This is a genomic window from Caulobacter sp. GW821-FHT09B08 (assembly GCF_059418225.1).
On record NZ_JBWKPL010000003.1, the window covers coordinates 202,092 to 229,068 of the forward strand.

26 protein-coding genes are annotated in these 26,977 nt (G+C 68.9%); 10 read left to right on the forward strand and 16 right to left on the reverse strand.

The genetic code is table 11. The features are described from left to right. Nucleotides 1–16: 16 nt before the first annotated feature. On the reverse strand, nucleotides 17–1,018 hold the full coding sequence (locus tag AC07OA_RS11685) for an RcnB family protein (RefSeq protein ID WP_494663973.1): 1,002 nt from the start codon (nucleotides 1,016–1,018) through the stop codon (nucleotides 17–19). A gap of 125 nt (nucleotides 1,019–1,143) precedes the next feature. On the opposite strand from AC07OA_RS11685, the gene AC07OA_RS11690 reads away from it, so the two are divergent. The 6 genes from AC07OA_RS11690 (at nucleotide 1,144) to AC07OA_RS11715 (ending at nucleotide 5,072) form a co-directional block, all read left to right on the forward strand. Beyond that, nucleotides 1,144–1,698: a DUF924 family protein gene (locus AC07OA_RS11690; protein ID WP_494663974.1), complete on the forward strand. Its 555-nt coding sequence runs from the start codon at nucleotides 1,144–1,146 to the stop codon at nucleotides 1,696–1,698. An 81-nt stretch (nucleotides 1,699–1,779) separates the two neighbouring features. Then, nucleotides 1,780–2,622 (forward strand): thymidylate synthase, encoded by an 843-nt coding sequence (locus AC07OA_RS11695; protein ID WP_494663975.1) that lies wholly within the window; start codon nucleotides 1,780–1,782, stop codon nucleotides 2,620–2,622. Further along, nucleotides 2,619–3,047, forward strand: a complete 429-nt coding sequence (locus tag AC07OA_RS11700; protein WP_494663976.1) for a PaaI family thioesterase — start codon at nucleotides 2,619–2,621, stop codon at nucleotides 3,045–3,047. Before AC07OA_RS11695 ends, AC07OA_RS11700 begins: the two co-directional genes overlap by 4 nt. 68 nt (nucleotides 3,048–3,115) lie before the next feature. Continuing rightward, the gene (locus AC07OA_RS11705) at nucleotides 3,116–3,634 is read left to right on the forward strand and encodes a dihydrofolate reductase (protein WP_494663977.1); all 519 of its coding nucleotides are present in this window, start codon (nucleotides 3,116–3,118) and stop codon (nucleotides 3,632–3,634) included. Then, entirely contained in the window at nucleotides 3,631–3,999 is a 369-nt protein-coding gene (locus tag AC07OA_RS11710; protein WP_494663978.1) for a hypothetical protein, read from the forward strand. The genes AC07OA_RS11705 and AC07OA_RS11710 overlap by 4 nt, the downstream gene beginning before the upstream one ends. A 161-nt stretch (nucleotides 4,000–4,160) precedes the next feature. Beyond that, nucleotides 4,161–5,072: an SMP-30/gluconolactonase/LRE family protein gene (locus AC07OA_RS11715; RefSeq protein WP_494663979.1), complete on the forward strand. Its 912-nt coding sequence runs from the start codon at nucleotides 4,161–4,163 to the stop codon at nucleotides 5,070–5,072. 178 nt (nucleotides 5,073–5,250) lie between these two features. Here AC07OA_RS11715 and AC07OA_RS11720 read toward each other — a convergent pair whose 3' ends face one another. From AC07OA_RS11720 to AC07OA_RS11735, 4 genes are all read right to left on the reverse strand, one after another. Further along, nucleotides 5,251–6,342, reverse strand: coding sequence for an NADH:flavin oxidoreductase (locus tag AC07OA_RS11720; RefSeq protein ID WP_494663980.1), 1,092 nt, complete (start codon nucleotides 6,340–6,342; stop codon nucleotides 5,251–5,253). 80 nt (nucleotides 6,343–6,422) lie between these two features. Continuing rightward, a complete protein-coding gene (locus AC07OA_RS11725; protein WP_494663981.1) occupies nucleotides 6,423–6,713 on the reverse strand; it encodes a putative quinol monooxygenase in 291 nt (96 codons plus the stop codon). 121 nt (nucleotides 6,714–6,834) lie between these two features. After that, nucleotides 6,835–7,122, reverse strand: a complete 288-nt coding sequence (locus tag AC07OA_RS11730; RefSeq protein ID WP_494663982.1) for a hypothetical protein — start codon at nucleotides 7,120–7,122, stop codon at nucleotides 6,835–6,837. A 103-nt stretch (nucleotides 7,123–7,225) separates the two neighbouring features. Further along, nucleotides 7,226–7,921 carry a TerB family tellurite resistance protein gene (locus AC07OA_RS11735; protein ID WP_494663983.1) on the reverse strand — a complete coding sequence of 232 codons (696 nt, stop codon included), beginning with the start codon at nucleotides 7,919–7,921 and terminating at the stop codon, nucleotides 7,226–7,228. A gap of 379 nt (nucleotides 7,922–8,300) precedes the next feature. On the opposite strand from AC07OA_RS11735, the gene AC07OA_RS11740 reads away from it, so the two are divergent. Beyond that, on the forward strand, nucleotides 8,301–9,260 hold the full coding sequence (locus AC07OA_RS11740; protein WP_494663984.1) for a hypothetical protein: 960 nt from the start codon (nucleotides 8,301–8,303) through the stop codon (nucleotides 9,258–9,260). Between the two features lie 4 nt (nucleotides 9,261–9,264). Here the strand turns inward: AC07OA_RS11740 and AC07OA_RS11745 are convergent, their stop codons facing one another. Together AC07OA_RS11745 and AC07OA_RS11750 are read right to left on the reverse strand one after the other, a co-directional pair. After that, nucleotides 9,265–10,710 (reverse strand): GH1 family beta-glucosidase, encoded by a 1,446-nt coding sequence (locus AC07OA_RS11745; RefSeq protein WP_494663985.1) that lies wholly within the window; start codon nucleotides 10,708–10,710, stop codon nucleotides 9,265–9,267. Nucleotides 10,711–10,793: 83 nt separating this feature from the next. Further along, on the reverse strand, nucleotides 10,794–12,620 hold the full coding sequence (locus AC07OA_RS11750) for a DUF885 domain-containing protein (RefSeq protein ID WP_494663986.1): 1,827 nt from the start codon (nucleotides 12,618–12,620) through the stop codon (nucleotides 10,794–10,796). Between the two features lie 95 nt (nucleotides 12,621–12,715). Between AC07OA_RS11750 and AC07OA_RS11755 the strand changes: the two genes are divergently transcribed. Beyond that, the gene (locus AC07OA_RS11755) at nucleotides 12,716–13,285 is read left to right on the forward strand and encodes a Uma2 family endonuclease (protein WP_494663987.1); all 570 of its coding nucleotides are present in this window, start codon (nucleotides 12,716–12,718) and stop codon (nucleotides 13,283–13,285) included. A 174-nt stretch (nucleotides 13,286–13,459) separates the two neighbouring features. Here the strand turns inward: AC07OA_RS11755 and metH are convergent, their stop codons facing one another. The 7 genes from metH to AC07OA_RS11790 form a co-directional block, all read right to left on the reverse strand. Next, entirely contained in the window at nucleotides 13,460–16,129 is a 2,670-nt protein-coding gene (gene metH / locus AC07OA_RS11760) for a methionine synthase (RefSeq protein ID WP_494663988.1), read from the reverse strand. Continuing rightward, nucleotides 16,129–17,121: a D-alanine--D-alanine ligase family protein gene (locus tag AC07OA_RS11765; protein ID WP_494663989.1), complete on the reverse strand. Its 993-nt coding sequence runs from the start codon at nucleotides 17,119–17,121 to the stop codon at nucleotides 16,129–16,131. Before AC07OA_RS11765 ends, metH begins: the two co-directional genes overlap by 1 nt. 5 nt (nucleotides 17,122–17,126) lie before the next feature. Continuing rightward, the gene (locus AC07OA_RS11770; RefSeq protein ID WP_494663990.1) at nucleotides 17,127–18,203 is read right to left on the reverse strand and encodes a homocysteine S-methyltransferase family protein; all 1,077 of its coding nucleotides are present in this window, start codon (nucleotides 18,201–18,203) and stop codon (nucleotides 17,127–17,129) included. Beyond that, nucleotides 18,200–19,144 carry a methylenetetrahydrofolate reductase [NAD(P)H] gene (gene metF / locus AC07OA_RS11775; RefSeq protein ID WP_494663991.1) on the reverse strand — a complete coding sequence of 315 codons (945 nt, stop codon included), beginning with the start codon at nucleotides 19,142–19,144 and terminating at the stop codon, nucleotides 18,200–18,202. Before metF ends, AC07OA_RS11770 begins: the two co-directional genes overlap by 4 nt. Further along, complete coding sequence (locus tag AC07OA_RS11780; RefSeq protein WP_494663992.1) at nucleotides 19,141–20,118, reverse strand: ArsR/SmtB family transcription factor; 978 nt, start codon at nucleotides 20,116–20,118, stop codon at nucleotides 19,141–19,143. The genes metF and AC07OA_RS11780 overlap by 4 nt, the downstream gene beginning before the upstream one ends. Nucleotides 20,119–20,216: 98 nt before the next feature. Further along, nucleotides 20,217–20,591 carry a VOC family protein gene (locus AC07OA_RS11785; protein ID WP_494663993.1) on the reverse strand — a complete coding sequence of 125 codons (375 nt, stop codon included), beginning with the start codon at nucleotides 20,589–20,591 and terminating at the stop codon, nucleotides 20,217–20,219. 1 nt (nucleotide 20,592) lies between these two features. After that, nucleotides 20,593–20,964 carry a winged helix-turn-helix transcriptional regulator gene (locus AC07OA_RS11790; protein WP_494663994.1) on the reverse strand — a complete coding sequence of 124 codons (372 nt, stop codon included), beginning with the start codon at nucleotides 20,962–20,964 and terminating at the stop codon, nucleotides 20,593–20,595. 31 nt (nucleotides 20,965–20,995) lie between these two features. Here AC07OA_RS11790 and AC07OA_RS11795 point away from each other — a divergent pair, with 31 nt between their 5' ends. Further along, the gene (locus AC07OA_RS11795) at nucleotides 20,996–21,550 is read left to right on the forward strand and encodes a carboxymuconolactone decarboxylase family protein (RefSeq protein ID WP_494663995.1); all 555 of its coding nucleotides are present in this window, start codon (nucleotides 20,996–20,998) and stop codon (nucleotides 21,548–21,550) included. On the opposite strand, the gene AC07OA_RS11800 is transcribed toward AC07OA_RS11795, so the two are convergent. Next, the gene (locus AC07OA_RS11800) at nucleotides 21,547–22,506 is read right to left on the reverse strand and encodes a 2-hydroxyacid dehydrogenase (protein ID WP_494663996.1); all 960 of its coding nucleotides are present in this window, start codon (nucleotides 22,504–22,506) and stop codon (nucleotides 21,547–21,549) included. The two genes, AC07OA_RS11795 and AC07OA_RS11800, sit on opposite strands and share 4 nt — an antisense overlap. A gap of 217 nt (nucleotides 22,507–22,723) precedes the next feature. Between AC07OA_RS11800 and AC07OA_RS11805 the strand changes: the two genes are divergently transcribed. Next, nucleotides 22,724–23,134 carry a hypothetical protein gene (locus AC07OA_RS11805; protein ID WP_494663997.1) on the forward strand — a complete coding sequence of 137 codons (411 nt, stop codon included), beginning with the start codon at nucleotides 22,724–22,726 and terminating at the stop codon, nucleotides 23,132–23,134. 40 nt (nucleotides 23,135–23,174) lie between these two features. Here AC07OA_RS11805 and AC07OA_RS11810 read toward each other — a convergent pair whose 3' ends face one another. Continuing rightward, on the reverse strand, nucleotides 23,175–26,957 hold the full coding sequence (locus tag AC07OA_RS11810) for a beta strand repeat-containing protein (RefSeq protein WP_494663998.1): 3,783 nt from the start codon (nucleotides 26,955–26,957) through the stop codon (nucleotides 23,175–23,177). Nucleotides 26,958–26,977 lie beyond the last annotated feature (20 nt).

A 26,977-nucleotide genomic window follows, 5' to 3' on the forward strand; every position in this document is an offset into this window, starting at 1 on the left:
CCATCCGTGTCACCTGTTACCAGAACAGGTCGTAATAGACGCTCAGCACCTGGCCCGACCAGATGTCGACCAGGACGGCGTCGTCGCCGACCCGCACCCACTCGCAGCCGACCGGCGGATACGGCAGGCCGTACATGCCCGCGTTCAGATAGTAGGACGAGCCGTACCAGCCGCCCGGCAGATAGTCGCCGAACGACCACTGATAGGAATACCAGCCGCGCGGATAGCGGTAGGCCGCCGCCCGGTAACGCTGCGGCGCGTGATAGGCCGGGCGATAGCGGTTCTGGTCGTAGCGCGGACGGTCGCGGTCGCGATCGCGCCACTGGGCGTTGTTGCCGGGACGGCCCTGACCGGGACGGTCCCAGCCGCCTTGGTTCGGACGACCTTGGCCCGGACGATCCCAACCGCCCTGGTTCGGCCGGCCTTGGCCGGGACGGTCCCAACCGCCTTGGTCGGGGCGACCCTGGCCGGGGCGATCCCAGCCGCCCTGGTTCGGACGGCCTTGATCCGGACGCCCGCCTTGGCCGGGACGACCCGGGTTCTGGTCGGGACGACCCTGACCTTGATCCGGACGGCCCTGACCTTGGCCTTGACCAGGACCTTGACCCTGGCCTTGGCCGGGGCCGCGACCGCCGCCCTGGTTCTGGCCGCCGCGATCCCAGCCGCCGCCGTCGCCGCGACCGCCGCCGCCACGGCCCGGCTGCGGGCTGGGCGCCTGAGGCGGTTGCGCGGGCGGCTGGGCCTGGGGAGGCTGCTGCTGGGGCTGGCCACCCCAACCGCCGCCATTGCCGCGACCGCCACGATCACCACGGTCGCCGCCGCCACCACCGCCGGAGGGCTGTTGCTGCGAAGGCTGACGCCAACCGCCGCCGCCGCCGTCCTGGCGCGGCCCGCGATCGCCGCCGCCCTGCTGGCCCTGCCGGTCCCTTTGGCCGACCACGGCGCCGGCCGCGCCGGCCTGGGCCGCGGCCCCGCCCAGCAGTGACAGCACCAGCGCGGTCGTTATCAGACGTTTCATGTCCAAGTGCTCCAGGGGGCCTTGTGCTGGCCCCATCGCTCATCCCTTGTATGCAATGTCGTCCTTGCTCCATGAACCGCGTTTGAACGACTCTGCCCGTTCGAGAGTCAGGAAGGGGTTTTGTCATGACCGCCCATCCCCAGGACGTGATCACCTTCTGGGCCGCCGCCGGACCGGCCAAGTGGTTCGCCAAGTCCGAGGCCTTCGATTCCGCCATCCGGCTGAAGTTCGAGCCCGTCCACCTGGCCGCCGCGCGCGGCAAGTACGACGCGTGGGCCGAGCAGGCTGAAGGCGCCCTGGCCCTGCTGATCCTGCTGGACCAGTTTCCCCGCAACCTCTACCGCGACAGCGGCCACGCCTTCGCCACCGACGGCAAGGCCCGCGCCATCGCCGCCGCCGCCATCGCCGCCGGCCACGACAAGGCCGTCGCGTCCGAACTGCGGCCATTCTTCTACCTGCCCTACGAGCATTCCGAACTGCTGGCCGACCAGGAACGGAGCCTGGCCCTGTTCGAAGGCCTGCTGAAGGACACCGGCGACGCCGACAGCCTGAAATGGGCGATCGCCCATCGCGACATCATCGCGCGCTTCGGCCGCTTCCCCCATCGCAACGCCGCCCTGGGCCGGACCACGACGGCGGCCGAACAGGCCTTCCTCGACGAGGGCGGTTTCGCTGGTTAGGGCGGGACAAGCGGCGGGGGCCTGTGGATGGTCCGATCCGCCGCACTACCCATCGGCCCGATTCGCGCCCAAAGTCGGCCCATGAACGCCGTCACGCCCATCCACGCCGAACAGGCCGCCGCCGACCATCCCGAGCGGCAGTACCTGAACCTGCTGGCCGACATCCTGGAGAACGGCGCCCAGCGCGGCGACCGCACGGGCACCGGCACGCTGGGCGTATTCGGCCGCCAGATCCGCTTCGACCTCTCCAAGGGCTTCCCGGTGCTGACCACCAAGAAGCTGCACCTGAAGTCGATCATCGTCGAACTGCTGTGGTTCCTGAAGGGCGACACCAACATCGCCTATCTCAAGGACAACGGCGTGCGCATCTGGGACGAGTGGGCCGACGAGAACGGCGACCTCGGACCCGTCTACGGCAAGCAGTGGCGCTCGTGGGCCACGCCCGACGGGCGGTCCATCGACCAGATCGCCAACCTCGTCGAGGGCCTGAAGACCAATCCCAACGGCCGCCGCCACATCGTCAGCGCCTGGAACCCGGCTGACGTCGAGGACATGGCCCTGCCGCCCTGCCACTGCCTGTTCCAGTTCTTCGTGGCCGACGGCAAGCTCTCCTGCCAGCTCTACCAGCGCAGCGCCGACGTCTTCCTGGGCGTGCCGTTCAACATCGCCTCCTACGCCCTGCTGACCCTGATGGTCGCCCAGGTCGTCGGGCTGGAGCCGGGCGAGTTCGTCCACACCTTCGGCGACGCGCACCTGTACCTCAACCACCTGGACCAGGCCCGCGAGCAGTTGCAGCGCGAACCCAAGCCGTTCCCGACGATGAAGATCGCCCCCAAGCGCGACCTCTTCGCCTTCGAGTACGAGGACTTCCAGCTGGAAGGCTACGAAGCCCACCCGCACATCAAGGCCGCGGTCGCGGTTTGACCTGGGCCACCGACCGGCTCGACCAGATCAAGGGCGGCGATACGCCCCTGCCGCCTGTCGTGCAGACCCTGAAGCTGGGCGGCCTGAACGACTGGGGCGAAGGCTGGGTCCGCAAGACCTGGACGCCGGCGCCCGAACTGCTCAACAGCGACGGCTCGCTGTTCGGCGGCTACATCGCCGCCCTGGCCGACCAGATCCTGGCCCTCGCCGCCATGACCGTCGCGCCGGGCGATGCGATGTTCCGCACCAGCAACCTGAAGATCGACTTCATCCGGGTGGGCAAGGCCGAGGTTCTGAGCCTGGAGGGCCGCGTGGTCGCCGCGACCAAGGGCATGATTCATGTCGAGGCCGATTTCCGCCGCCCCGACGGCGAACTGATCGCCCGCGCCTCGGCGCAACAGGTGGTGGTTCCGTTCGGCGGCTGACGACCTGAACGGTCGGGCGTCCGACACGGCGGGTGGTCCATCCTCGCGACGCACGCTAAACAGGACCCATGTCCGTGATCCTCACCGTCGGCCCCGTGGCCCGCTCGCTCAACGGCGTCATCGGCCGCGACAACGACCTGCCTTGGCGACTGAAGTCCGACCTGCAGATCTTCAAGGCCGCCACCCTGGGCAAGCCGGTGATCATGGGCCGCAAGACCTGGGACAGCCTGCCCCGCAAGCCCCTGCCCGGCCGGATGAACATCGTGCTGTCGCGCGACGGCACGTTCGAGCCGCCCCAGGCCGTGGTCTGCGAGAGCTTCCTGGAGGCCGTGCAGATGGCCAAGGAACAGGCGGCCGAGGACGGCGTCGACGAGGTCTGCGTGATCGGCGGCCACGCCCTGTTCGAGATGGCCCTGCCCAAGGCCAAGCGCCTGTATCTCACCGAGGTCCAGGCCGAGGTGGACGGCGACATCACCTTCCCCGCCTTCGACGAGAGCGCCTGGACCGAGGTGCGACGCGAAGAACACCCCGCCGGCCCCGACGACGACCACGCCTTCGTCTTCCGCGTGCTGGAGCGGGCGCGATGAGCTGGCTGGCGGCCCTGGCCGGCGTCCTGACGCTGTCGGCGGGCTTCGGCCAGAGCGACAGCCTGGCCCGCGCCGCCGCCACCGACGTGGTGGTGTTCGACGTCCTGAAGGTGCGCCCACTCGACAGCGGCGAGGTGGCCAGTTGCCGGGTGTTCGGCCGGGCGATCCGGGCCGAGCGCGGCGCCCGCTTCAAGCCCCGCCAGTCGGTGCGCCTGACCGTGCCCTGCGCCCTGCAGGGCTCGGGCGCCTCGGACGCCACGCCCAAGTGGCTGGATCGCGAGGCCCTGGTCCGCTCGGCCCACGGCCGCGCCTTCCTGGCCAGCGACGGCGCGCTGATCGCCTACGAGCTTTATGATCTGAACTGAAGCCGGGGACATGCGCATGCGCGTGTCCCCAATTCCAGGCTCGGCGCTTCCTGTTGGGGACACGCACAAGTGCATGTCCCCGATCACGGCTTGCCGCCCCCTTCAAACGACCGTTTACTCCCTCCACGCGCCCGTCAGAGGCGCCATCCAGGGAGAGACGCATGCAGCTGGAACTCGTCGCCGAGGGCCTGCAATTCCCCGAGGGCCCCATCGCCATGGCCGACGGCTCGGTGATCCTCACCGAGATCCAGGGCCAGGTCCTGACCCGCATCCATCCCGACGGCCGCAAGGAGACGGTGGCCCAGGTTCCCGGCGGTCCCAACGGCGCGGCCATCGGGCCGGACGGGGCGATCTATGTCACCAACAACGGCGGCAGCTTCCAGTTCATCGAGGCCAATGGGCTGAACATCCCCGGCCCCACCCCGCCCAGCCACACGGGCGGCTCGATCCAGCGGGTCGACATCGCAACCGGCCAGGTGACCACCCTCTACACCGAATGCGACGGCAAGCCCCTGGTCGGCCCCAACGACCTGGTGTTCGACAGGCAGGGCGGCTTCTGGTTCACCGATCACGGCTGCTCCACGCCCGAGGGGCGCAAGTACGGGGCGCTGTACTACGCCCTGCCCGACGGCTCGAAGATCACGCGCTGGCGCGACCACTTCGTCTCGCCCAACGGCGTGGGCCTCTCGCCCGACGAGAAGACGGTCTACATGGCCGACACCATGCTGGGGCGGCTGTGGTCGTTCGACGTGGCCTCGCCCGGCGCCCTGGCCGATCCCGCGCCGCTCCAGCCGGGGAACGTGGTCTGCAACCTGCCGAGCTACCAGCTGCTTGACAGCCTGGCGGTCGAGGCCGACGGCAAGGTGTGCGTGGCCACCATCATCAACGGCGGGATCACCGCCTTTTCGCCGGACGGTTCGACCGAGCACTATCCCGCGCCCGACGCGATCGTGACCAACATCTGCTTCGGCGGCGCCGACATGCGGGATGCGTGGATCACGGCGTCGGGGACGGGGAAGCTCTACAAGGCGCGGTGGCCGAGGACGGGGTTGAAGCTGAATTTCAATGCGTAGAACCCCTCTCCCCTTGCGGGAGAGGGTGGCCTCCAAAGGAGGTCGGGTGAGGGGTCGCGCGAACGAAAACCGCCGCGACCGGCCTTTCGGCTGATCGCGGCGGCGCTGTCTTTCAACCCCTCATCCGTCGGCTACGCCGACACCTTCTCCCGCAAGGGGAGAAGGATCAGGACGAGGCCTAGTACAGAACCCCCAGCGCCTCGCGCTCGAAGTTCTTCAACTCGTCGGTGCGGCCGTCGCGGATCTTCACCACCCACTCCGGGTCCTGCAGCAGGGCGCGGCCCACGCCGACCAGGTCGAACTCGCCGCGGTCCAGGCGCTCCAGCAGGCCGTCGATCGAGGCCGGCTGGCTGCCTTCGCCGCCGAAGGCCGCGATGAACTCGCCCGACAGGCCCACCGAGCCGACGGTGATGGTCGGGGCGCCGGTCAGCTTCTTGGCCCAGCCGGCGAAGTTCAGGTCGCTGCCCTCGAACTCCGGCTCCCAGAAGCGGCGTTGCGAGCAGTGGAAGATGTCGGCGCCGGCGTCGGCCAGGGGCTGGAGCCAGGCTTCCAGCAGTTGCGGGGTCTCGGCGTTCTTGACCGCGTAGTCCTGCTGCTTCCACTGCGACAGGCGGATGATCACCGGATAGTCAGGGCCCACGGCCGCGCGGACAGCCTTCAGGATCTCGGCGGCGAACTTGCTGCGCTCGGCGATGGTGGGGCCGCCGAACAGGTCGTCGCGGACATTGGTGCCGTTCCAGAAGAACTGGTCGATCAGGTAGCCGTGGGCCCCGTGCAGCTCGATGGCGTCGAAGCCCAGGCGCTTGGCGTCGGCGGCGGCCGTGGCGAAGGCGGCGATGGTGTCGGCCACGTCCGCGTCGGTCATCGGCTCGGTGAACTGGGCGCCGCCGGCCTTGGAGAGGCCCGAGGGGCTGTCGACCTTGCCCAGTTGCGCCGTCCCCTTGGCCGAGCCCACGTGCCACAGCTGCGGGGCGATCAGGCCGCCGGCCGCGTGGACCTCGTCGACCACCTTCTTCCAGGCCGCCAATTCCTTGTCGCCATGGAAGCGCGGCACGTTGGCGTCGTTCAGCGAGGCCGGCCGGGCCACGCCCGTGCCCTCGGTGACGATCAGCCCGACCTGCCCCTCGGCGCGGCGGCGGTAATAGGCGGCCACGTCGTCGGTGGCCACGCCGCCGGGCGAGAACGACCGGGTCATCGGGGCCATCACCACCCGGTTGGGCAGTTTCAGCGACTTGAATTCGAACGGCTTGAACAGGGCGTCGAGGGCCATGAGGCGGCTCCGGAGAAGGCTGGGTAAGCGCTGGTTATAGAGGTGGGTTGCGTTTGAGGACGATGCAGAAAAACTGCGTCCTATTCCACCCCGTCCAGATATTCGATCTCAGGACGCCCGGCCATGAACGGCCCCATCGCCGCGCCGCCGGCCTTGAAATAGTCGGTCCCACCGTGATGCTTGAGGGCCTCTTCGGAGGCGTAGAGCTCCAGCACCTTGTAGACGCCAGGCTCGGTCCGGCTCTTGGTCAGCTGGTAGACCAGGCAGCCCGGCTCGTTGGCCTTCACCTTGTTCTGCAGGTCCAGGAACACCGTCTCGAAGTCCGCCGTCTTGTCTGGCTGAACCTTCAGCACCGCCACCACGCCGATCATGTCGTCCTCCCGAGGCTCAAAGCCAAACACTTGTTTGAAGCAGTGTCGGGGAAGCCGGCGCGGAGGGCAAGAGGTCTCGACGCGAGACCTGGGATGGAAAGCAAGATCGGCGGGAAGCGCCCTAGCGGCGCTCGTTCCAGCCGTAGGCCACCCACGAGTGGCCGCCCATGTGACGGGCTTCGATCAGGCCAGGGTCGCCGCTGGCGGCGGCGGCGGACTGGTGACGGCCACGGAAGGCGAAGGCGGCCAGGCCCAGCAGGGCCGTGGCCATGAAGCCGATCACCACCAGGGTGGCGGCGAACACCACCGCGATCACGGCGGCGACGGCGACGGCGACCGAGGTCGCCACGGCGCCGGCGAGCGCGGCGAGGCTGCGCCAGGCGATACCGGTAGCCTTGGGTGCGTCCATCGTCTTCCTCGCAGGCATGCCCAGCCCTTGGTCTTAAGGTGGGGCGCCAGTTCTGAACGTCAACTGAACACCCGCTTGAAGGTTCCGTAAAATGAATTCGGCGCTAGCGGGCGTCGATTCCCGCCAGTTCGCGACGTTCGCGCATCACCGTCGAGAAGGCGGCGTTGATCGCGGCCGACTTGGCCTCGGCCACCTCGATGAACTCCAGCGGCAGGCCGCGCGCCCGCGCCCGGTCGGGGTGAGCCTCCGACATGGCCGCGCGCCAGGCCGAATGCACCACCGCGTCGTCGGCGTCGGCCGGCACGTCCAGGATGCGATAGGGATCATCCGGACCCGTCCCGACATGGGTGGCGGTCAGGCGGCGGAACGACAGCGGCGACATGCCGAACAGGTCCGCGACCCGCTCCAGATAGGCCAGCTCGTCCTGGGTGACCGCGCCGTCGGCCTTGGCGATGTGGAACAGCCCGTCCAGCACGTCCTCGAGAATCTGCGGGCAGGTGCGATAGCGCTTGGCCAGCCGCTTGGCGTAGCTCTCGAAGCCGTGCGTGGTCTGGCGCGCCAGATCGTACAGGCGGTGGATGTTGTTTTCCGACTCCGGGTCGGGATGGAAGACTTCGGCGAAGGCGGCGTATTCGTCGCCGTCGGCCGAGCCGTCGGCCTTGGCCAGCTTGGCGCCCAGCGCCGTGACGGCCGTCGAGAACGCCGGGTCCTGGCCGGGCAGCCCGGGGGGACACTCCTGGCATTCCGCCAGGTCCAGCCGCCGCGCGGCCAGGGTTGCGATATTGCGCCAGAAGGTCATGTCGGCGACGAAAGTCCAGAAGCGTGGCGGAGTGATGACGACCTGAGATACGTCGCCCGCCCCCCAACGGATCACGCTCCCGTTTTGCCTTCTAGCACAAAAACGTCGCAGCCCCACCCGGGGCCTGCTGCGCCGCACATTGAAAGTTCGTAACCCTGGGCGAACACGTTACGGCCAAGGCCCCGCGATCCGCCGCGCCGCGAAAAATTCCATCCGCGAGGGAGCGTTTCGTCCGGTTGCGTCGTTATGGTCACGCTTGGCGGCCGAACGGGTTGAAACCCGAGCGGCGCCATGCTCCGGTCTCAATGGGGCCGGAAATGCTCTATTCCACGCGCACGACTCTCTGGATCGACGCCCTTTCAAGAGGACTTCCGCCCGCATGGCGACTGCTTTTCTTCTCGGCCTGGCCCTGATGGCCCAGGACGCTCCGGTTTCCACGGCGCCGATCGCTTCCGCTCCTCCGCCCCGCACCCAGCCCGCCGCCACGGCCCCCACCGACGACTACGGCTATGTCGGCTGGTGCTACGGCGCGCTGGGCGGCTATGTGGAGCTCTATGACCGGGTGATGCCCGAGGTCACCCGCATCGAGAAGACCTTCCCCGGCCCTGACGGCTTCGCCGCGGCCATGAAGGAATATCCGGCCATGCGCACCCAGGCCCAGAGCGACCTCAAGGTCTATCGCGCGGCCATCGTCGCGGCCGAGAAGGCCAGCCCGCGCCCGATCTCGGAATACGGCGCGGCGGCGATCAAGAAGGGCCGTTCGGTCTGGGGCGGCGCCGAGCAGGTCGACAAGGCGCGCCTGGCCCAGGTGTGGATGAGCTGGAGCCCACCCGGCGACTGCGAGAGCCGCGCCAAGGCCCTGGAGAAGCGCTCCAACCTGCTGGGCCAGGCCCTGAACTACAACGTCAAGAAGGACGAGGCGCCCGCCGAAGCCGCGCCGCCCACGCCGTCGGAAGAAGCGGCCGCCGCCGAAGTGAACGCCGCCGTCGCCGAGGCGGCCGCGCCGCCGCCGGTCGCCGAGCCCGAAGCGGCCAAGCCCAAGCCCGTCGCCGCAAAGCCCGCCGCCAAGCCGGCGGCGGCCAAGCCGGTGGCCAAGAAGCCGGCCGCGCCGGCGCCGACCACGGCCCCTGCTCCGGCCCCTGCTCCGGCCAAGCCTCTCCCGACGATGGACAGCTACGTCGCCGGCGCGCCGATCATCGAGCCCAAGCCCGAGCCCGCCGCCGCGCCGTCCAAGAAGGCCGAATTCGTGGTCGATCCCAACAACCCCCAGCCCTGCGCCGGCAGCCTCACGCCCGCCAAGCGCAACGGCAAGAGCGTGCTGGTCTGCAAGCCGGACTGACGGTTCAGCTCGGCAGCAGCCCGCTCTCGGCCACGCCCTTGAACCAGGTGTAGGACTTTTTCGGCGTGCGCACCCCGGTGGCCCGGTCCAGCGAGACCAGGCCGAACTTGGAGGTGTAGCCCAGGTCCCACTCCCAGTTGTCGACCAGGGTCCAGGTGAAGTAACCGCCGATCCTGGACCCGGCCTCCATGGCGCTCTTCACCGCCTCCAGGTGGCGGCGCAGGTACTGGCTGCGGAAGCCGTCGTCGATCACGCCCGGGCCGTTGCCGAACGGGTCGGAGCAGCCGTTCTCGGTGATCAGCACGGGCGGATTGCCGTAGTCGCGGCGCACCGTGGCCAGCACCTCGGCCAGGCCCAGGGGATCGATCTGGCGGCCAAAGGCGTCCAGCTCCGCGCCCTTGGGCGGCGCGCCGGGAGCGATGTGGCTGGCGTTGGCCAGGTCCAGGCTGACATAGGCCGGGGCGTAGTAGTTGACGCCCAGGAAGTCGATCGGCTGGCGGATGGTCTTCAGGTCGCCTTCGCGCAGATGGCCCTTCAGGAACTCGCCCATCAGCACCGGATAGCTGCCCTTCAGCAGGGGATCCAGCCACGCGCGGTTCCACAGGGCGTCCAGCCCGTCGGCCGCCGGCCGGTTCCAGAAGGCCAGGGGCCCGCCCACCTGCCGGCAGGGCTGCAGCGCCAGGGTCGTGCCGATCTTCAAGTCGCCGCGCGCCGCGCGCAGGGCCTGGATCGCCAGGCCCTGACCCAGGTTCATGTGGTGGGTGGTCGGCCCCAGCAGGGCCAGATCCTTCAGCCCCGGCGCGTGCTCGCCCAGCACATGGCCGAACACCGTATGCACGGCCGGCTCGTTCAGGGTGATGATGTGCTTGAGCCGGTCGCCCAGCCGCTCGATCACGGCGGCGGCGTAGTCGGCGAAGCTCTGGGCCGTGGAGCGGGCGCTCCAGCCGCCCTTGTCCTGCAGGGCCTGGGGCAGGTCCCAGTGGAACAGGGTGGCGTAGGGCGTGATCCCCTTGGCCAGGCACGCGTCGACCAGACGCTCGTAGTGGTCCAGGCCCGCAGGATTGACCGTGCCCTCCCCGGTCGGCAGCACCCGCGACCACGAGATCGAGAAGCGGAAGGCCTTCAGCCCGGCCCCGGCGATCAGGTCGACGTCCTCCGCATAGCGGCGGTAGCTGTCGGTGGCCACGTCGGCGGTCGAGCCGTCCTTGATCCGGCCCGGCTGCTTCTCGAAGGTGTCCCAGATGCTGGGCCCGCGCCCGTCGGCCTCGGGCGAGCCCTCGGTCTGGAAGGCGGCCGTGGCCACGCCCCAGACGAAGTCTTTCGGAAACTGCCGCGACTTGACGGTCGCCTCGGTCGGTCCGGCGCGGTCGCAACCGCTCAAGCCCAGTCCGGCCGCCCCTCCGGCCGCGAGCGCGCCCAGCGCCCGCCGGCTGATGCCCCTGTCGCCCACCTTCACCCCCGTGTGGCCGAAGGTCGACCGCCTCCGTGCGCCTTAAAGGATGAGGGCAAATCGATAGTTTTGACTAGGGGTGTTCAGGCGCTCCGCTTGGCCGCCACATAGCGGTCGATCACGCCCTCCAGCTCGGTCAGGGGCACGTTGCCGCCCATCACCACGGCGTCGTCGAAGGTGCGCAGGTCGAAGCGGGCGCCGAGCGCGGCCTGGGCCTTGCCGCGCAGGCGGACGATCTCGCTGTGTCCCACCTTGTAGCCGCAGGCCTGGCCCGGCCAGGCGCAGTAGCGGTCGACCTCGCCCTGCACTTCTTCGCGGGTCGAGCCGTTGGTGGTCACGAACCATTCGATGGCCTGGTCCCGGGTCCAGCGCTTGGCGTGGATGCCGGTGTCGACCACCAGGCGGCAGGCGCGGAAGGCGATCGATTGCAGATAGCCCAGCTGGCCCAGCGGATCGCCGTCATAGGCGCCCAGTTCGTCGCCCAACTGCTCGGCATACAGCGCCCAGCCTTCCGAATAGGCGTTGAAAGCCAGCAGCGAGCGCACCAGCGGCAGCTTGTAGGTGTACTCGCCCTGCCAGATGTGGCCGGGAATGCCCTCGTGATAGGTCAGGGTCGGCAGGCCGAAGCGCGGCCACATGCCCGTGTCGCGCAGGTTGATGTAGTAGTTGCCGGGCACGGTCCCATCGATCGAACCCGCCGCCGCGTAGCCGCCCGGCATGCCGTCCTGGACCTCCACCGGCACGCGCTTGATCAGCAGGTTGCCGGGCACCATCGTGGCGAAGGCGCGCGGCAGGCGCGTGCGCATGTCGGCCACCCGCTCGTTCAGATAGGCCAGCAGCTGGGCCCGGCCCGCGTCGGTGTCGGGGAACAGGTTCTTGGGGTCCTCGCCCAGCGCCTTCATCCGCGCCCCGACGCTGCCCTGGGTCAGGCCCTGGGCCTTCAGCAGGGTGTCCATGCGGGCGAACAGCGCCTTCAGCTGCTCCTGGCCGTGGGCATGGACCTCGTCGGGCGTCATGCGGCTGGTGGTGCCGGCCCGCAGCGCCCAGGCGTAGTAGGCTTCGCCCTGGGGCAGCTTCCAGGCGCCGGCGTCGGAAGTGGCCTTGGCGCGATGGGCCTGGAGCTCGGCGATCTGGCGGTCCATGGCCGGGGCGATCTTGCCCTCGACGATGGCCGTGGCGCGGCGGACGTGGTCGCCGGACATGCCGTTGGTCTTCTTGGCCAAGCCCGCGACCAGGCCCCAATCGGCGACCGGCTGGGCGCGCGCGCCCTTCTGCTGCTTGAGGGTCTTGTCCAGCAGGAAGTCTGGCGCGATCACGCCCAGGGCGCCATCGTGCTTGAGGCGCGCGGTCTCGCCGTCGAGCTGTGCGGCGTAGAGCTCCAGTCGGTGCAGATAGGCCTCGACGTCGGCGGCGCCCGCGATGGCGTGCTGGCTGTCCAGGAAGTCCGGCGTTTCGACGAAGGCGCCGGTGTTCTGGGCCACCACATAGGGCGCGTTGCGATAGGACCACTGGTTGCTGAGGCCGATGGCGTCGCCATAGGGGAAGTCGAAGCCCTCGACGGCCAGGGCGTGGGCGGTCTGGACGACGCCCAGGTCCAGCACGGCGGCGGGGCTGAGGGTCTTGCGGTCCACCGCCTTCATCTTGGCCAGTCGCGCCTTGGCGGTGGCGGCGAGTTTCGCGCGGCCTTCCAGCGAGCGGTCGGTCAGCGAGGCCTTCAGCCCGGCGCGAGCGTCCTTGTCCAAGCCCAGGGCCGAGGCGTTCTCGGGATATTCCCGCATCAGGTCCTCGGCCACCTGGGCCAGCATGGCCTCGATGGCGGCGTCGCCGGAAGCGGTGGCCCGGGCGCTCCCACCGAACGCGGCGGCGGCCGCGCCGAGGGCTAGGACGTCACGACGATTGAACTGGCTCACGCTGGATCTCCCGGATTCGGGAGAAGTGGTAGCGCATAAGACCAGGGCGCACACGCCCCTCCCCGCTCCTCGGCGCCCGTGGTAGGATCGAAGCCATGAACGCACCCGTTCGCCCCCCGCCCGACCTTCCCCGCCGGCTGTTCACCACGCAGGACGTGTTCCGCATGGTCGAGGCCGGGGTGATGCAGTCGGACGAGAACGTCGAGTTGATCGAAGGTGAGCTCGTTCTGATGGCGGCCAAGAAGAACGATCACGAGATCGCCAAGAACGCCCTCAACGAATGGCTGGTGAAGGGGAAGCCGGACGATCAGCGCGTGGGCGTCGAGACCACGCTCTATCTGGCCGAGATGCTCTTCGTCGAACCCGACCTGATGCTGTATCCGCGCCACTTGAAGCCGGAGGAGCTGTCAGGCGGCGACCTCTCGCTGCTGATCGAAGTCAGCGACGACACCCTCTCGCGGGACCTGGGCCTGAAGGCCGGGCTCTATGCCGACCACGGCGTGCGCGACTATTGGGTCGTGGACGTCGAAAAGCGGCGAGTGATCGTCCACCGCGACCCGTCCGACGAGCGCTTCCGCTCCGTGCAGACCTACCCCGCCGACGCCGAGATCGCTCCGCTGCTGATGCCGGAGCTGCGGATGCGGCTGGTTGACTTGCTGGACTAACCCTTCTCCCCTTGCGGGAGAAGGTGTCGGTCGAAGACCGACGGATGAGGGGTCGCACAAACGAAGACCGCCACCACCGGCCCTTCGGCTGATCGCGGCGGTTCTGTTCTTCAACCCCTCACCCGACCTCCTTCGGAGGCCACCCTCTCCCGCAAGGGGAGAGGGATCAGGATGCTAAGCCGCTTCGCCTCGCGCCCGGGCGGCCGGGTCGTAGTTGAGGATCGGCGACAGCCACTTCTCGGCCAGGGCGGTGTCCCAGCCCTTGCGGCGGGCGTAGTCCTCGACCTGGTCCAGATCGACCTTGCCGACGCCGAAATAGTGGCTCTGCGGGTGGCTGAAATAGAGGCCCGAGACCGCCGCGCCGGGGCTCATGGCGTAGCTCTCGGTCAGGATCATGCCGGTGGCGGCTTCCGCGTCCAGCAGCTTGAACAGCGTGCCCTTCTCGGTGTGGTCGGGCTGGGCGGGATAGCCGGGGGCCGGGCGGATGCCCTGGTACTTCTCGGCGATCATCACATCGACGTCGCGCGACTCGTCGGGCGCGTAGCCCCACAGCTCCACGCGGGCCTTGTAGTGCAGCCACTCGGCGAAGGCTTCGGCCAGGCGGTCGGCCAGGGCCGAGGCCATGATGGCGCTGTAGTCGTCGCCGGCGTCCTTGAACTTTTTGACGATCTCGTCCTCGCCATGGCCGGCGGTGACGGCGAAACCGCCCATGTAGTCGGCGCCCTGCCCCACCGGCGCGACGAAGTCGGCCAGGGCCAGGTTGGCCTTGCCCTCGGACTTGTCCATCTGCTGGCGCAGGGTGAACAGGCGCGACAACTCGGTCGTGCGAGTTTCATCCGTATAGAGAACGATGTCGTCGCCGTCGGCCTGGGCCGGCCAGAAGCCGATCACGCCCTTGGCCCCGAACCACTTCTCGGCCACCACCTTGTCGAGCATCTGGCGGGCTTCGCGATAGAGATCGGTGGCGGCCTCGCCGACTACGTCGTCCTCCAGGATCTGCGGGAAGCGGCCGATCAGCTCCCAGCTGGCGAAGAACGGCGACCAGTCGATGAACGGGACCAGTTCCTCCAGCGACGGCTCGAACGCGCGCGTGCCGATGAAGGCCGGCTTGGGCGGCGTGTAGCCGGCCCAGTCGATGGCGTACTTGCGCTTGCGGGCCTCGCCGATGGCGGTGCGGGCCTTGACCGTCTGGCCGCGCGCGTACTGCTCGCGCACTTTAACGTATTCGGCGCGGGTCTCGCCGATCACCCGGTCGCGCTCGGTGGCCGACAGCAGGTTGGAGACCACGCCCACCGCCCGGCTGGCGTCCAGCACATAGGTGGTGGGACCGGCGCGATAGGCCGGCTCGATCTTGACCGCCGTGTGGGTGCGGCTGGTGGTGGCGCCGCCGATCAGCAGCGGCATGGTGAAGCCCTGGCGTTCCATCTCGGCGGCCACGAACACCATCTCGTCCAGCGAGGGCGTGATCAGGCCAGACAGGCCGATCATGTCGACGTTGTGCTTGCGCGCCTCGTCCAGGATGCGGTCGGCCGGGACCATCACGCCCAGGTCGATGACCTCGTAGTTGTTACACTGCAGCACGACGCCGACGATGTTCTTGCCGATGTCGTGGACGTCGCCCTTGACGGTGGCCATCAGGATCTTGCCGGCCTGCTCGCGCGGCTTGCCGGCCTTCTCGGCCTCCATGAAGGGCTCGAGCCAGGCCACGGCCTGCTTCATCACGCGGGCCGACTTCACCACCTGGGGCAGGAACATCTTGCCCGAGCCGAACAGGTCGCCGACCACGTTCATGCCGTCCATCAGGTGGCCTTCGATCACGTGCAGCGGGCGCTCGACCGACAGGCGGGCTTCCTCCGTGTCCTGATCGATATATTCGGTGATGCCGTTGACCAGGGCGTGGGTGATGCGCTCGTTCACCGTGCCATTGCGCCATTCCAGGTTGGCGGTCTGGACCTGGCTCTTGTCGCCCTTGTAGCGCGGGGCCATGTCGACCAGGCGCTCGGTGTTGGAGACGTTGGTGCGCTGCGGGCGGTTGAGGATCACGTCCTCGACGGCCTCGCGCAGCTCGGCGTCCAAGGTGTCGTAGACCGGCAGGTCGCCGGCGTTGACGATGCCCATGTCCATGCCCGCCTCGATGGCGTGGTACAGGAACACCGAGTGGATGGCCCGGCGCACCGGCTCGTTGCCGCGGAAGCTGAACGAGACGTTCGACACCCCGCCCGAGATCCGGGCGTAGGGGCAGCGCTTCTTGATCTCGCGCGTGCCCTCGATGAAGTCGACGGCGTAGTTGTCGTGCTCCTCGATCCCGGTCGCCACGGCGAAGATGTTGGGGTCGAAGATGATGTCTTCCGGCGGGAAGCCCACCTTGTCGACCAGGATGTTGTAGGCCTTCTCACAGATCTCGATCTTGCGGGCGGCGGTGTCGGCCTGGCCGACCTCGTCGAAGGCCATGACCACCACGGCCGCGCCGTAGCGCAGGCACAGCTTGGCCTGCTCGATGAACTTGTCCTCGCCCTCCTTCATGGAGATCGAGTTGACGATGGCCTTGCCCTGCACGCACTTCAGGCCGGCCTCGATCACCTCCCACTTGGAGCTGTCGATCATCACCGGCACCCGCGCGATGTCGGGCTCGGCCGCCATCAGGTTCAGGAAGGTGATCATGGCCTGCTTGGAGTCCAGCAGGCCCTCGTCCATGTTCACGTCGATGACCTGGGCGCCGGCCTCCACCTGCTGGCGGGCGACGGACAGGGCTTCGGTGTAGTTCCCCTCGACGATCAGCTTCTTGAACTTGGCCGATCCGGTGACGTTGGTGCGCTCACCGATGTTGACGAAGACGGGACGCATCAGACGACTTCCTTGGCCCGCGCCACGGCGAGGGCGATCTGGCCATCGAGGAAGTCGCGGAACGCGATCCCCTGGGCCTTCAACGATTTGGGATAGAGCGAGGCGGCGGTCATGCCCGGCAGGGTGTTGATCTCCAGGAAGATCGGGCCGTTGGGCGTGACGATGAAGTCGCTGCGCGAATAGCCACCGGCGCCCACGGTCTTGTGGGCCTTGAGGGCGGCCTCCTGCATGGCGGCGTTGATCTCGGGCGCGAAGGTGGCGGGGCAAATCTCTTCGGTCGTCTTGGCTAGATACTTGCCCACATAGTCGAAGGCGCCGTCGGCCGGGCGGATCTCGACGGGCGGCAGGGCGAACACCTTGCCGTCCTGCTCCAGCACCCCACAGGTGGCCTCGTCGCCGGCCACGAAGGGCTCGATCACATAGGCCTCGCGGGCGGCGGCGGCGTTCAGCTGTTCCAGCTCGGCCGGGCCGTTGACGAAGATCAGGCCATAGCTCGACCCATCGGCCACCGGCTTGGCGACCAGCTTGCCGTATTTCGCCAGGGCGGCCTCGGCGTCGGCCAGCTCGACGGTCGAAGGCGCGACAACGCCGGCCTTGGCCACGGCGGCCTTGGTGGCGATCTTGTCGAAGGCCAGGCGGCTGGACTTGGAGTCCGAGCCGGTGAAGGCCACGCCGCGCGCCTCGCACAGGGCCGCCAGGTCACCGTTCTCGGCCGCGCCGCCGTGCATGCCCAGGAACAGCACACGGTCTTCCGCCTTGGCCTTGTCCAGCGCCGCTTCGATGCCGCCGATGGCCGCGCCTTCGGTGGGCAGGTCGATCTCGAACGGCCGCTCGTGGGCCTGCAGCACGGCGTCGCTGGCCACATAGACCTGGTCGTCCGGCGCCCAGAACCACAGGTCGGCCTCCGGCAGTGCCGTGGCCAGGGCCTTGGCGCTGGCCACCGAGACCAGGCGCTCGCGGCTCATACCGCCGAAGAGGATGGTGGTGCGCATGTGTCTCAAGCCAGCTCGAACGGTTCCAGGCCCGCCAGGCGCATGGCCTTCGGACGCTCGGGGATGGCGCGGGGTTTAACATCCCGCACCTCGTCGGCCACGTGCTTGATGTGGTCCGGCGTGGTGCCGCAGCAGCCGCCCAGGATGTTGACGATGCCGTCCTTGGCCCACTCGTGCAGCTGGTGGCCGGTCTGGTGCGGCTCCTCGTCGTACTCGCCCATGGCGTTGGGCAGGCCGGCGTTGGGATAGGCGGCGACCAGGGTGTCGGCGATGCGCGCCATCTCGGCGATGTGCGGGCGCATCAGGTCGGCCCCCAGGGCGCAGTTGAAGCCCACGGCGAACGGCTTGCAGTGCTTGATGCTGTTCCAGAAGGCCTCGGCCGTCTGGCCCGACAGGGTGCGGCCCGAGCGGTCGGTGATGGTGCCGCTGATCCAGATCGGCAGCTCCTCGTGGCCCTCGTCGCGCAGGTCCATGATCGCCTTGATCGCGGCCTTGCAGTTCAGGGTGTCGGTAATGGTCTCGATCAGGAAGAGGTCCACGCCCCCCTCGTAGAGCGCCGAAACCTGCTCGCGATAGGCCTGGTAGACCTGGTCGAAGGTCACCTTGCGCGCGCCCGGGTCGTTCACGTCCGACGACATCGACAGCATCACGTTCAGCGGCCCGATCGAGCCGGCGACGAAGCGCGGCTTTTCGGGATGCTCGGCCAGCCAGCGGTCGGCCACTTCCCGGCCAATGCGGGCGCCCTCGTAGTTGATGTCGCGCACGGTGGCGGCGTCCAGGCCGTAGTCGGCCTGGGCGATGGTGGTGCCCGAGAAGGTGTTGGTCTCGGAGATGTCGGCGCCGGCGGCGAAATAGGCGTCGTGCAGCTCGGCCACCAGGTCCGGCCGCGTCAGGCACAGGATGTCGTTGTTGCCCTTCATCTGGCCGTCGTAGTCGGCGAAGCGCTGGGCGCGGTAGTCCGCCTCGGTCAGCTTCTTCTTCTGGAACATCACGCCCCAGGAGCCGTCCAGGATCAGGATCCGCTCCTTGGCGGCGGCCTTGAGGGCGGCGATGCGGCCGGCTCGGGTGGAAAGATCGGTCATGCCGCGGCCTCCGAAGGCGCCGGGGCGGCCTCGCGCACGCCCAGCACGCGGCAGATGGCGTAGACGAGGTCGGCCCGGTTGAGAGTGTAGAAATGGAAGTCCGAGAAGCCCTGCTCCTGCAGCTTGGCGCACATCTCGGCGGCCACCGAGCAGGCCAGCAGCCGGCGGGTGTCGGCGTCGTCGTCCAGGCCGTCGAAAATGTTGGCCAGCCAGCCGGGCACCGCCGTCTGACAGGCAGCCGACATCTTCACCAGGCCCTTGAAGTTGGTCACCGGCATGATGCCCGGCACGATCGGGATGGTGATGCCGGCGGAGCGCACCTTGTCGACGAAGCGCAGGAAGGCGTCGGTGTCGAAGAAGAACTGGCTGATGGCCAGGGTGGCCCCGGCGTCGACCTTGGCCTTCAGCACCTCGACGTCATGGTCCAGCGACGGGCTCTCGGGATGCTTCTCGGGATAGACCCCGACCAGCACCTCGAACGGCGCGATGCCGCGGATGGCCGAGGTCAGTTCGGTGGCGTTCTTGTAGCCGTCCTCGCGCGGCACGTAGACGCCGCCGATGCCGCCCTCGCCCGGAGGCGGGTCGCCGCGCAGGGAGACGATGTGGCGAACGCCCGTCTCCCAATACTCGCGGATCACCTCGTCCACCTCGTCGCGGCTGGCGCCGACGCAGGTCAGGTGGGCGGCGGGCTTCAGGGTGGTCTCTTCCAGGATGCGTTTGACGGTCCGGTGCGTGCGCTCGCGCGTCGAGCCGCCGGCGCCGTAGGTCACCGAGACGAAGGCCGGGTCCAGCGGGGCCAGGCGCTTGATCGCCGCCCACAGGTTCTCTTCCATCGCTTCGGTCTTGGGCGGGAAGAACTCGAACGAGACGCGCGGGCGGTCGGTGCGCTCGCCGGCCCGGGCGACCGGGCCGATGACGCGGCGGGGAGTTTGGACGCTCATGCGGCGCTTCTTTCGACTTTGCGGACGGCGGGTCGACGCGCCGTCCAGATCTTCACGGTAAGCCCCTCGGCCGAGGTCGGCGGCAGGGCGATGTTGCTGTCCAGGACCAGGCCGGCGGCCTCGATCCAGGGGACGATCTCGGCGTCGGCGAACCCCAGGCGACGGTGCTGGTGGCTCTCGCGCAGGAACTCGTGGTCGTGCGGGGCGAAGTCGGCGATCAGCAGCATGCCGCCGTCGGCCACCAGCCGCGCGGCCTCGGCCACGGCAGCGGCGGGATCGCCCAGATAGTGCAGCACCTGGTGCACGGTCACCAGGTCGGCGCAGCCGCCCGGCAGGCCAGTGGCGAAGATGTCGCCGTGGCGCAGTTCGCAGTGAACCAGGCCCGCCTTGGCCACCTCGTCGCGGGCGATGTTCAGCATCTGTTGCGACAGGTCCAGGCCCAGGGCCGTCCCGACGCGGCGGCCGAGAAGCGTCAGCATGCGGCCGGCGCCCGCGCCCAGGTCGACCATCTCGTCGAAAGGCCCCTCGCCCGCCGCCTCCAGGATGGCGGCCTCGACCTCGGCCTCGTCGACATAGAGCGAGCGGATCTCGTTCCAGCGCGCGGCGTTGCGGGCGAAATAGGCCTGGGCGCCGGCGGTGCGCTCGGCGCGGACCAGGGCCAATTTCTCGATGTCGGCGCGCGCGACGGGGTCCTCGGGATCGATGAGGTCCAGGGCACGGCCGATCACGCCTCGCCCCGGCGACTTCTGCGCCAGGCGGTAGAACACCCAGGCCCCGTCGGGGAAGCGCTCGACCAGTCCGGCCTCGGCCAGCAGCTTCAGGTGACGCGACACGCGCGGCTGGCTCTGGTCGAGGATCCGGCACAGCTCCAGCACCGAAAGTTCCTCGGTGGCCAGCAGGGCCAGCACCCGCAACCGGGTCGATTCCCCGGCCGCGCGCAGCAGATCCACTACCTGTTCGGACGACACCTTCATAAGGGATATAAAGATATCTTTATGTCCGATTTGGCAAGCTGTTTTCGCGTCGCGGGACCGGTCGCATCCCGGCCGCCCCCACGGCAGGAAGAGGCAAACTATGCCTCGGAGGCGGCCTCGCCGGGCTCCCAAAGCTCGATCTTGACCCCGGCGGGATCGATCAGCCAGGCAAACCGCCCCATTTCGTCGTCCTGACGTCCCGTGGGCTCGACGCCCTGCGCCGCCGCCTTGGCCAGCAGGCCGTCCAGGTCCTCGACGACGAAGTTGATCATGAACGCCGCCTGCGACGGTTCGAAATAGCCGGTATCGGCGTCGAACGGCGACCAGTTCGTCCCGCCCACCGTGGTAGGCTCGAACGCCACCCCGCCCCAGGGCGTGATCTCGAAGCCCAGCACCCGGCCGTACCAGTCACGGACGGCGGCGGGATCGGCCGCCTTGAAGAACACCCCGCCCAGACCCAGCACCTTGGCCATGTCAGCCCTCTTTCCCTTCGCCCAGGTCCGCCGCCCAGGCCTCGGACCAGATCATGAGCGGCCACAGGGCCTGGATCAACTCGGCGCCGCGCGGGGTCAGGCGGTAGCCGCCATTCGCGGCCACCACGCCAGCCGACCGGAGCTCGCCCAGGCGGGCGTTCAGCGTGCCCGGCGGCAGTTCGGCGGCCGCCTGCAGGGCGCGGAAGGTCAGGGCCGCCTCGCCCCGCAGCTCCCACAGGATCCGCAGCGCCCCGCGCCGCCCCAGCAGGTCCAGCGCCGCCATGACCGGCCGGCCGGTCGTGGAGCCGCGCACCGGCGCACCGGGCAGCGGCGCGGTTGCTTCAATTTTTGTAGCGGACTCGGATTTCGCCATGTTACAGATTCTGTAGCACGAGGAGATCGCCATGTCCGCTCACGCCGCCCCGCGCATCGCGCCCGCCCAGCCGCCCTACCCGGCCGCCGTCCAGGCCACGCTCGACCAGTTGAAGACCCCCGGCGACCAGCCGCTGTCGCTGTTTCGCACCCTGGCCCGCGACGCGCGGCTGTTCGCGCGCTTCACCGGCGGCGGCCTGCTCGACCCCGGCCATCTGACCCTGGCCGAGCGCGAGATCGTCATCCATCGGGTCTGCGCCCTGAACGGCGCGGCCTACGAGTGGAGCGTGCACGCCGCGCTCTTCGCCCAGGCGGCGGGCCTGGACAGCGAGCGCCTGGCCGCCACCACGACGCCGGGCGTCGCCGCCTGCTGGACCCAGCGCGAGGCCCTGCTGATCGCCTTCTGCGACGCGGTCAACGCCAAGGCCAACATCGACGACGCCCTGTGGGCGCGGCTGGCAGAGGCCTTCGACGAGGAGGCGCGGATCGAGCTGATGATGCTGGCCGGCTTCTACCGCACGGTCAGCCTGCTGGTGAACGGCCTGAGGCTAGAGCCGGAGGCTTTCGCCGCGCCGTACCCCGGCTAGCCATCCACCGGCGAGGCCAGGGTCTCGCCCTTGAAGAACCGCCGCAGGTTCTCGATCGTCAGCCCGACCATGGCCGGGATGCTGTCCAGGGTGGCGCCGGCCGTGTGCGGGGTCAGCACGGTGTGCGGCACGCCGGCCCAGCGCGAGGCCGGGGTCGGCTCGTGGTCGAAGACGTCCAGCCCCGCCATGCCCAGGCGTCCGTCCTTGAGGGCGGCGATCAGGGCGTCCTCGTCGACCAGCGAGCCGCGCGCCACATTGACCAGCAGGCCCTGCGGCCCGAGGGCCTCGATCACCGCCTGGTCGATCATGTGCCGGTTGCCGGCGTCGGGCCGGGCGCAGACCACCAGGATGTCGCTGTCGCGGGCCAGGTCCAGCAGGCTCTTGGCGCGGGGCCGCTCGGTCTCCTTGGGGCGCGGGGCCCACCACGAGACCTTCAGCTCGAAGGCGTCCAGCCGGCGGGCCACCGCCTCGCCGATATGGCCCAGGCCCACGATCCCGGCCTTGCGACCGCGCAGCCCGTGGCGGGGGCTCATCCGCTCCATGCTGGTCCAGTGGCCGCCGCGCAGCTTCTGGTCGCCCTCGACGATACCGCGCCAGGCGGCCAGCAGCAGGCCCACCGCATGGTCGGCGACGTCGGCGGCGTTCAGCCCCGTGGAATGGGTCACCGCGATGCCGTGCTGCTTGCACCACGGCACGTCGACGCCGTCATAGCCGACGCTGACGCAGGCGATCAGGCCCAGGCGCGGCATCTCCGACAGCAGGTCCTTGGCCAGCACCATTTCGCCGGCATGGACGATGGCCCGCACCTGTCGCCCCGGACCGTCCAGGAAGGCCAGCCGGTCGGGATAGTCCCACAGGCGATGCACCTGGTAGGCGGCCTCCAGCATCGGCTGCAGGGGCATCAGCATCTCGTGGGAGAGAACGATATGGGGCTTGTCGGCGGGCGTCTGTGGCATGCGTTCCTCTATCCGGAGATGGGTCCGTCTCAACGCGACGCAAGCTACTCCAGTTGCGGCCGAGCGCCACCGCCAACCGCTTGTGAATAACGCCTTAGTGTCGTCGTTCGCTGCGCCCAGATGGTCGATGGGACGGCCAAGCTGTGAACCGTGGCCACGCCGAGGGGTTTTGCTGAGCGACGCGCCCGCGTGGACGCGCCTTTCCGGAGGACTCCCCATGATGATCAGAACGCTCGCCGCCGGCGTCGCGCTGGCCGTGCTCGTGTCCGGCGTCGCCTCGGCCGCGCCCGAGGCCAAGCCCCTGCCCGGCGCACCCAAGCAGCCGATCCCCTACAGCCAGCTGGACGCCTATCTGAAGGCCTCGCCCAAGGCCCGGGCCAGCAAGGACTGGTGGAGCGGCTCGGCCTCGACCGGCACGTCGACCGACACCTCGGCCACCCTGCCGGCCACAGCGCCCTCCAGCGACACCGCGGTGAACCCGCCGGCCGCCTCGACCACCATGCCGTCCGACAGCGGCGTCAGCCCGCCCGCCACCCCGCCGGTCCTGCCGGAAGGCTCCAACCCGGCCCCGGGCTCGAACCTCCCCGGCTCGGCCGCCACGCCGGGCGCGCCGGTCGAGCAGAAGTAGACGGACGCCGCGCCCTCGTCCCCGGGGGCGCGGCGTCCAATCAGTTCCAGATCAGCGACGTTCCCTGGGTGGTGACGTGCGAGGCGATCACCCCGTCCAGCAGGATGTCGTCGCCGTTGGAAAACGCCACCACGGTGCTCCCGCCCTGCTGGGTCACCGTCCAGGTCACGCCCGTGCCGGCGAAGGCCGACAGGTTCAGGACGTCGTGGTCGCCATTGGCCCCGAAGTCGGTGATGCGGTCATGGCCGCTGCCCGGACCGAACACGAAGGTGTCCACGCCCGCCCCGCCGGTCAGCAGGTCGTTGCCGCCGCCGCCGGTGATCGTGTTGGCGAGGCCATTGCCGATGAGGACATTGGCCTGGGCGTTGCCGGTGGCGCTAACCGCGGTTCCGAGCAGGACGAGCTGCTCCAGGTTCGCCGACAGGGCGTAGCTGACCGAGCTGGCGACGCTTTCGAAGCCTTCGCCCGCCAGTTCGACGATCACGTCGTTGACGTTGTCGACCCAGTAGGCGTCGTTGCCGACGCCACCGATCATGGTGTCGGCGCCAGCCTCGCCGGCCAGGACGTCGTCGCCGCCCAGGCCGTAGAGGGTGTTGTCCAGGGCGTTGCCGTTCAGGATGTTGGCGCTGGCGCTGCCGGTGGCCGTCAAGGCCACGTCGCCCACGAGCTTCAGCTGCTCGATATTGTCGGCCAGGGTGTAGCTGACGAACGAGGCCACCGTGTCGAAGCCCTGCTCCGACAGTTCCAGGACGGTGTCGCCGACATTGTCCACCCAATAAGCGTCGTCGCCCAGGCCGCCGATCAGCAGATCGGCCCCGGCCTGGCCGTCGAGCACGTTGCTGAGCTCGTTGCCGGTGATGATGTTGGCCAGGGCGTTGCCGACCCCGTTGGCCGCCGAGCCCAGCAGGACCAACTGCTCGACATTGGCCGTCAGGGTGTAGCTGACGAAGGCCGCGACGCTGTCGTAACCCTCGCCGGCCAGCTCGGTGACCACGTCGGTGGTCGAACCCACCCAGTAGGCGTCGTCGCCCCGGCCGCCGATCATGGTGTCCAGACCGCCGTTGCCGACCATGACGTCGTTGCCGTCCAGGCCCGTCAGGATGTTGTTGGAGGCGTTGCCGATCAGCATGTTGGCCTCGGCGCCGCCCGTGGCGTTGGCCGCCGTGCCCACCAGGATCAGCTGCTCGATATTGCCCGACAGTACATAGCTGACCGCCGAGGCGACGGTGTCGAAACCCTCGCCGGCCAGTTCGGTGACCACGTCGCCGGCGTTGTCGACCCAGTAGGAGTCGTCGCCGCCCCCGCCCACCATGGTGTCGGCCCCACCCTCGCCGCTGAGGATGTCGTTGCCATCCAGCCCATAGAGCGTGTTGGCCAGGCCGTTGCCGGTCAGTTGGTTGGCGCCGGCGTTGCCGGTCCCGGTCGTCGCCGCGCCGATCAGGGTCAGCTTCTCCAGCGCCACCCACAGGGTGTAGTTGGCCGAGGCGGCCACGCTGTCGTAGCCCTCGCCGGACAGCTCGACGATGATGTCGTTGGTGTTGTCGACCCAGTAGGCGTCGTTCCCGCCGCCGCCGTACATCCAGTCGACGCCCGCGCCACCGTCCAGGACGTCGTCGCCGTCGCCGCCGTACAGTCGGTCCGACCCGCCCAGACCGTTCAGCGCGTCGTTGGCGCCGCTGCCGGTCAGTTGTTCCCCATTGGCCGTGCCGTTCAGAGTCACGGCGACATAGGTCGGCGCCGATGCGGGCGCGACGGCCACCGGATTAGCGGAGCCGGAGAAGCGGATGAACTCGACATTGTAGAGGGTGACGATCTGGCCATACTGCGTCGTGACCGTGGTCGCGCCATTCGCATCCGTCGCCACGACATAGCTTGCCGCCGGCTCCGAGAAGATAGCGACGTCGCTCCCGGTCCCGCCGTCCATCGTCAGGCTGCCAAGCCCGTAGTAGAGCTGGTCGTCGCCCTCGCCGCCGAGCAGCAGGTCGCCGCCGTCTCCGTAGAGCTTGTCGTTGCCCGCGCCGCCCACCAGCAGGTCGGAGTTGTAGCGGCTGCTGGTCAGCACGTCGTCGAAGGCGCTGCCGTAGACGCCGCTGATGGACTCCAGGATGTCTATCCCCTGGCCGGTGTCCTGCGCCACGCCCGGCCGGGACAGATCCACCGTCACCGCATTGGTCGCATCCCGATAATCGGCGATTTCGCCGCCGGCGATATAGACGCCGCCCGCCATCCGAGTCGCCGCGCTGGTCCAACCGTAGCCGTGCAGCCAATCGTTGCCCGCCCCGCCCGACAGGATGTCCTTACCCTCGGAGCCGCCGTACAGGTTGTCATTGCCCGCGCCACCGACGAGGATGTCGTCTTCACTGCTCCCTTGCAGCAGGTCGTCGCCGTCACCGCCGATATAGACGTGGTTGAAGCTGTCACCCCACAGCCCGACGCCCGCCGGTTTCCCGTAGTAGCTCGCGAAACCCAGATTGTTGGTCGTGAAGGCGGCGGCGTCCGCGTCCAGGAAGGTGACCAGGGTGGTCCACCCGTTAGGCCCGATGGCGCCGTCGGAATCCACCTGCAGCAGGACGTCGTCGCCGGACTGCACCAGACGCGCAAAGCTCAGCTGGAAGGGGTTGTAGTACATCAATCCCCAGTAGTTCAGCAGCGCGCCGAACTCGATGATGTCGCCGTCCCAGCCGGTCGTGAAATCGGTAATGGTGATGTCCGGCGCCTCGTTCAGGCGCCCGGGCAGCCAGATTCTGTCGGTGCCGGCGCCCGTCGTGATGGTCACATGCTCACCGGCGTTATTCAGGCGAATATCGTCACCGCCCGCGCCGGCGTCGATCTGGACGTAGGCATAGCTGTTGGCGCTGAGGATGATGCCGTCGCTTCCATCGCCACCATCCAGCCGGATGTGCTCGACGACCGAACTGTTGTTGCGATAGAGGCTGATACTGTCGCTGCCGTCTCCGCCCTGCAGCCAGTCATCGCCGCCGTCGAGGTCGGCGATCCTATCGTTCCCCGCCCCGCCAGACACGACGTCGGCCCCACGCTGGCCTTCCAGGGCGTCGTCGCCATCGCCGCCATCTAGACGATCGTCGCCATCACCGCCGCGCAACGTATCGGCGCCGCCCAGACCATTGATGATGTCGTCGCCAATGCCGCCGTTCAGGGTGTCGTCGTTCGCCGTACCGGTCAGCGTGCTCCCGGGCACCCCGCCGCCCGCGGGATTGAAACCGCCGAAGTTGTAGGCCGTCAGGCTGGTCGCGGTCGTGTTCTCGAAGACGAGCAGCTGGACGTAGTCGTTGCCGCCGCCGTTGTAGTCGATCTGCAGGACGGCGTCGGCGCCGTCCTGAACCACGCGCAGGTGGCCGCTCGAGAACGGATTGCCGCCGCCCCAGTTCTGGAGCCAGATGTTGAACATCTGCCCCCAGGAGATGACGTCGCCGCCCGCGCCGGCGGTGAAATCGGTGATCGTCAGCGATCCCGGCCAGGTCGGGTTGTAGCCGCCCAGCAGGATGGTGTCCGAACCGGTTCCCGTGGTGATCAGGGTTTCGCCGGAGGTCGCCCTGATCACGAACCGGTCGTTGCCCGCGCCGCCGTCTAGAAGGGCGTAAGAGCCATCGTTGGTCGCGGTATAGTAGATGATGTCGTCGCCGGCCTCGCCGTACACCGCCACGCCATCGACAGGCATGTCCAGGAGCCGGTTGACGGTGAGGGTATCAGCCCCACCGCCACCTTTCAGGATGTCGAAGCCGCCCGAGGAGTCCTCGATCTGGTCGTTGCCGTCTCCGCCCACCAGAACGTCGGAGCCGGATGTCCCCAAAATCAACGCCACGCGCTTTCCCCCAAAGCGAA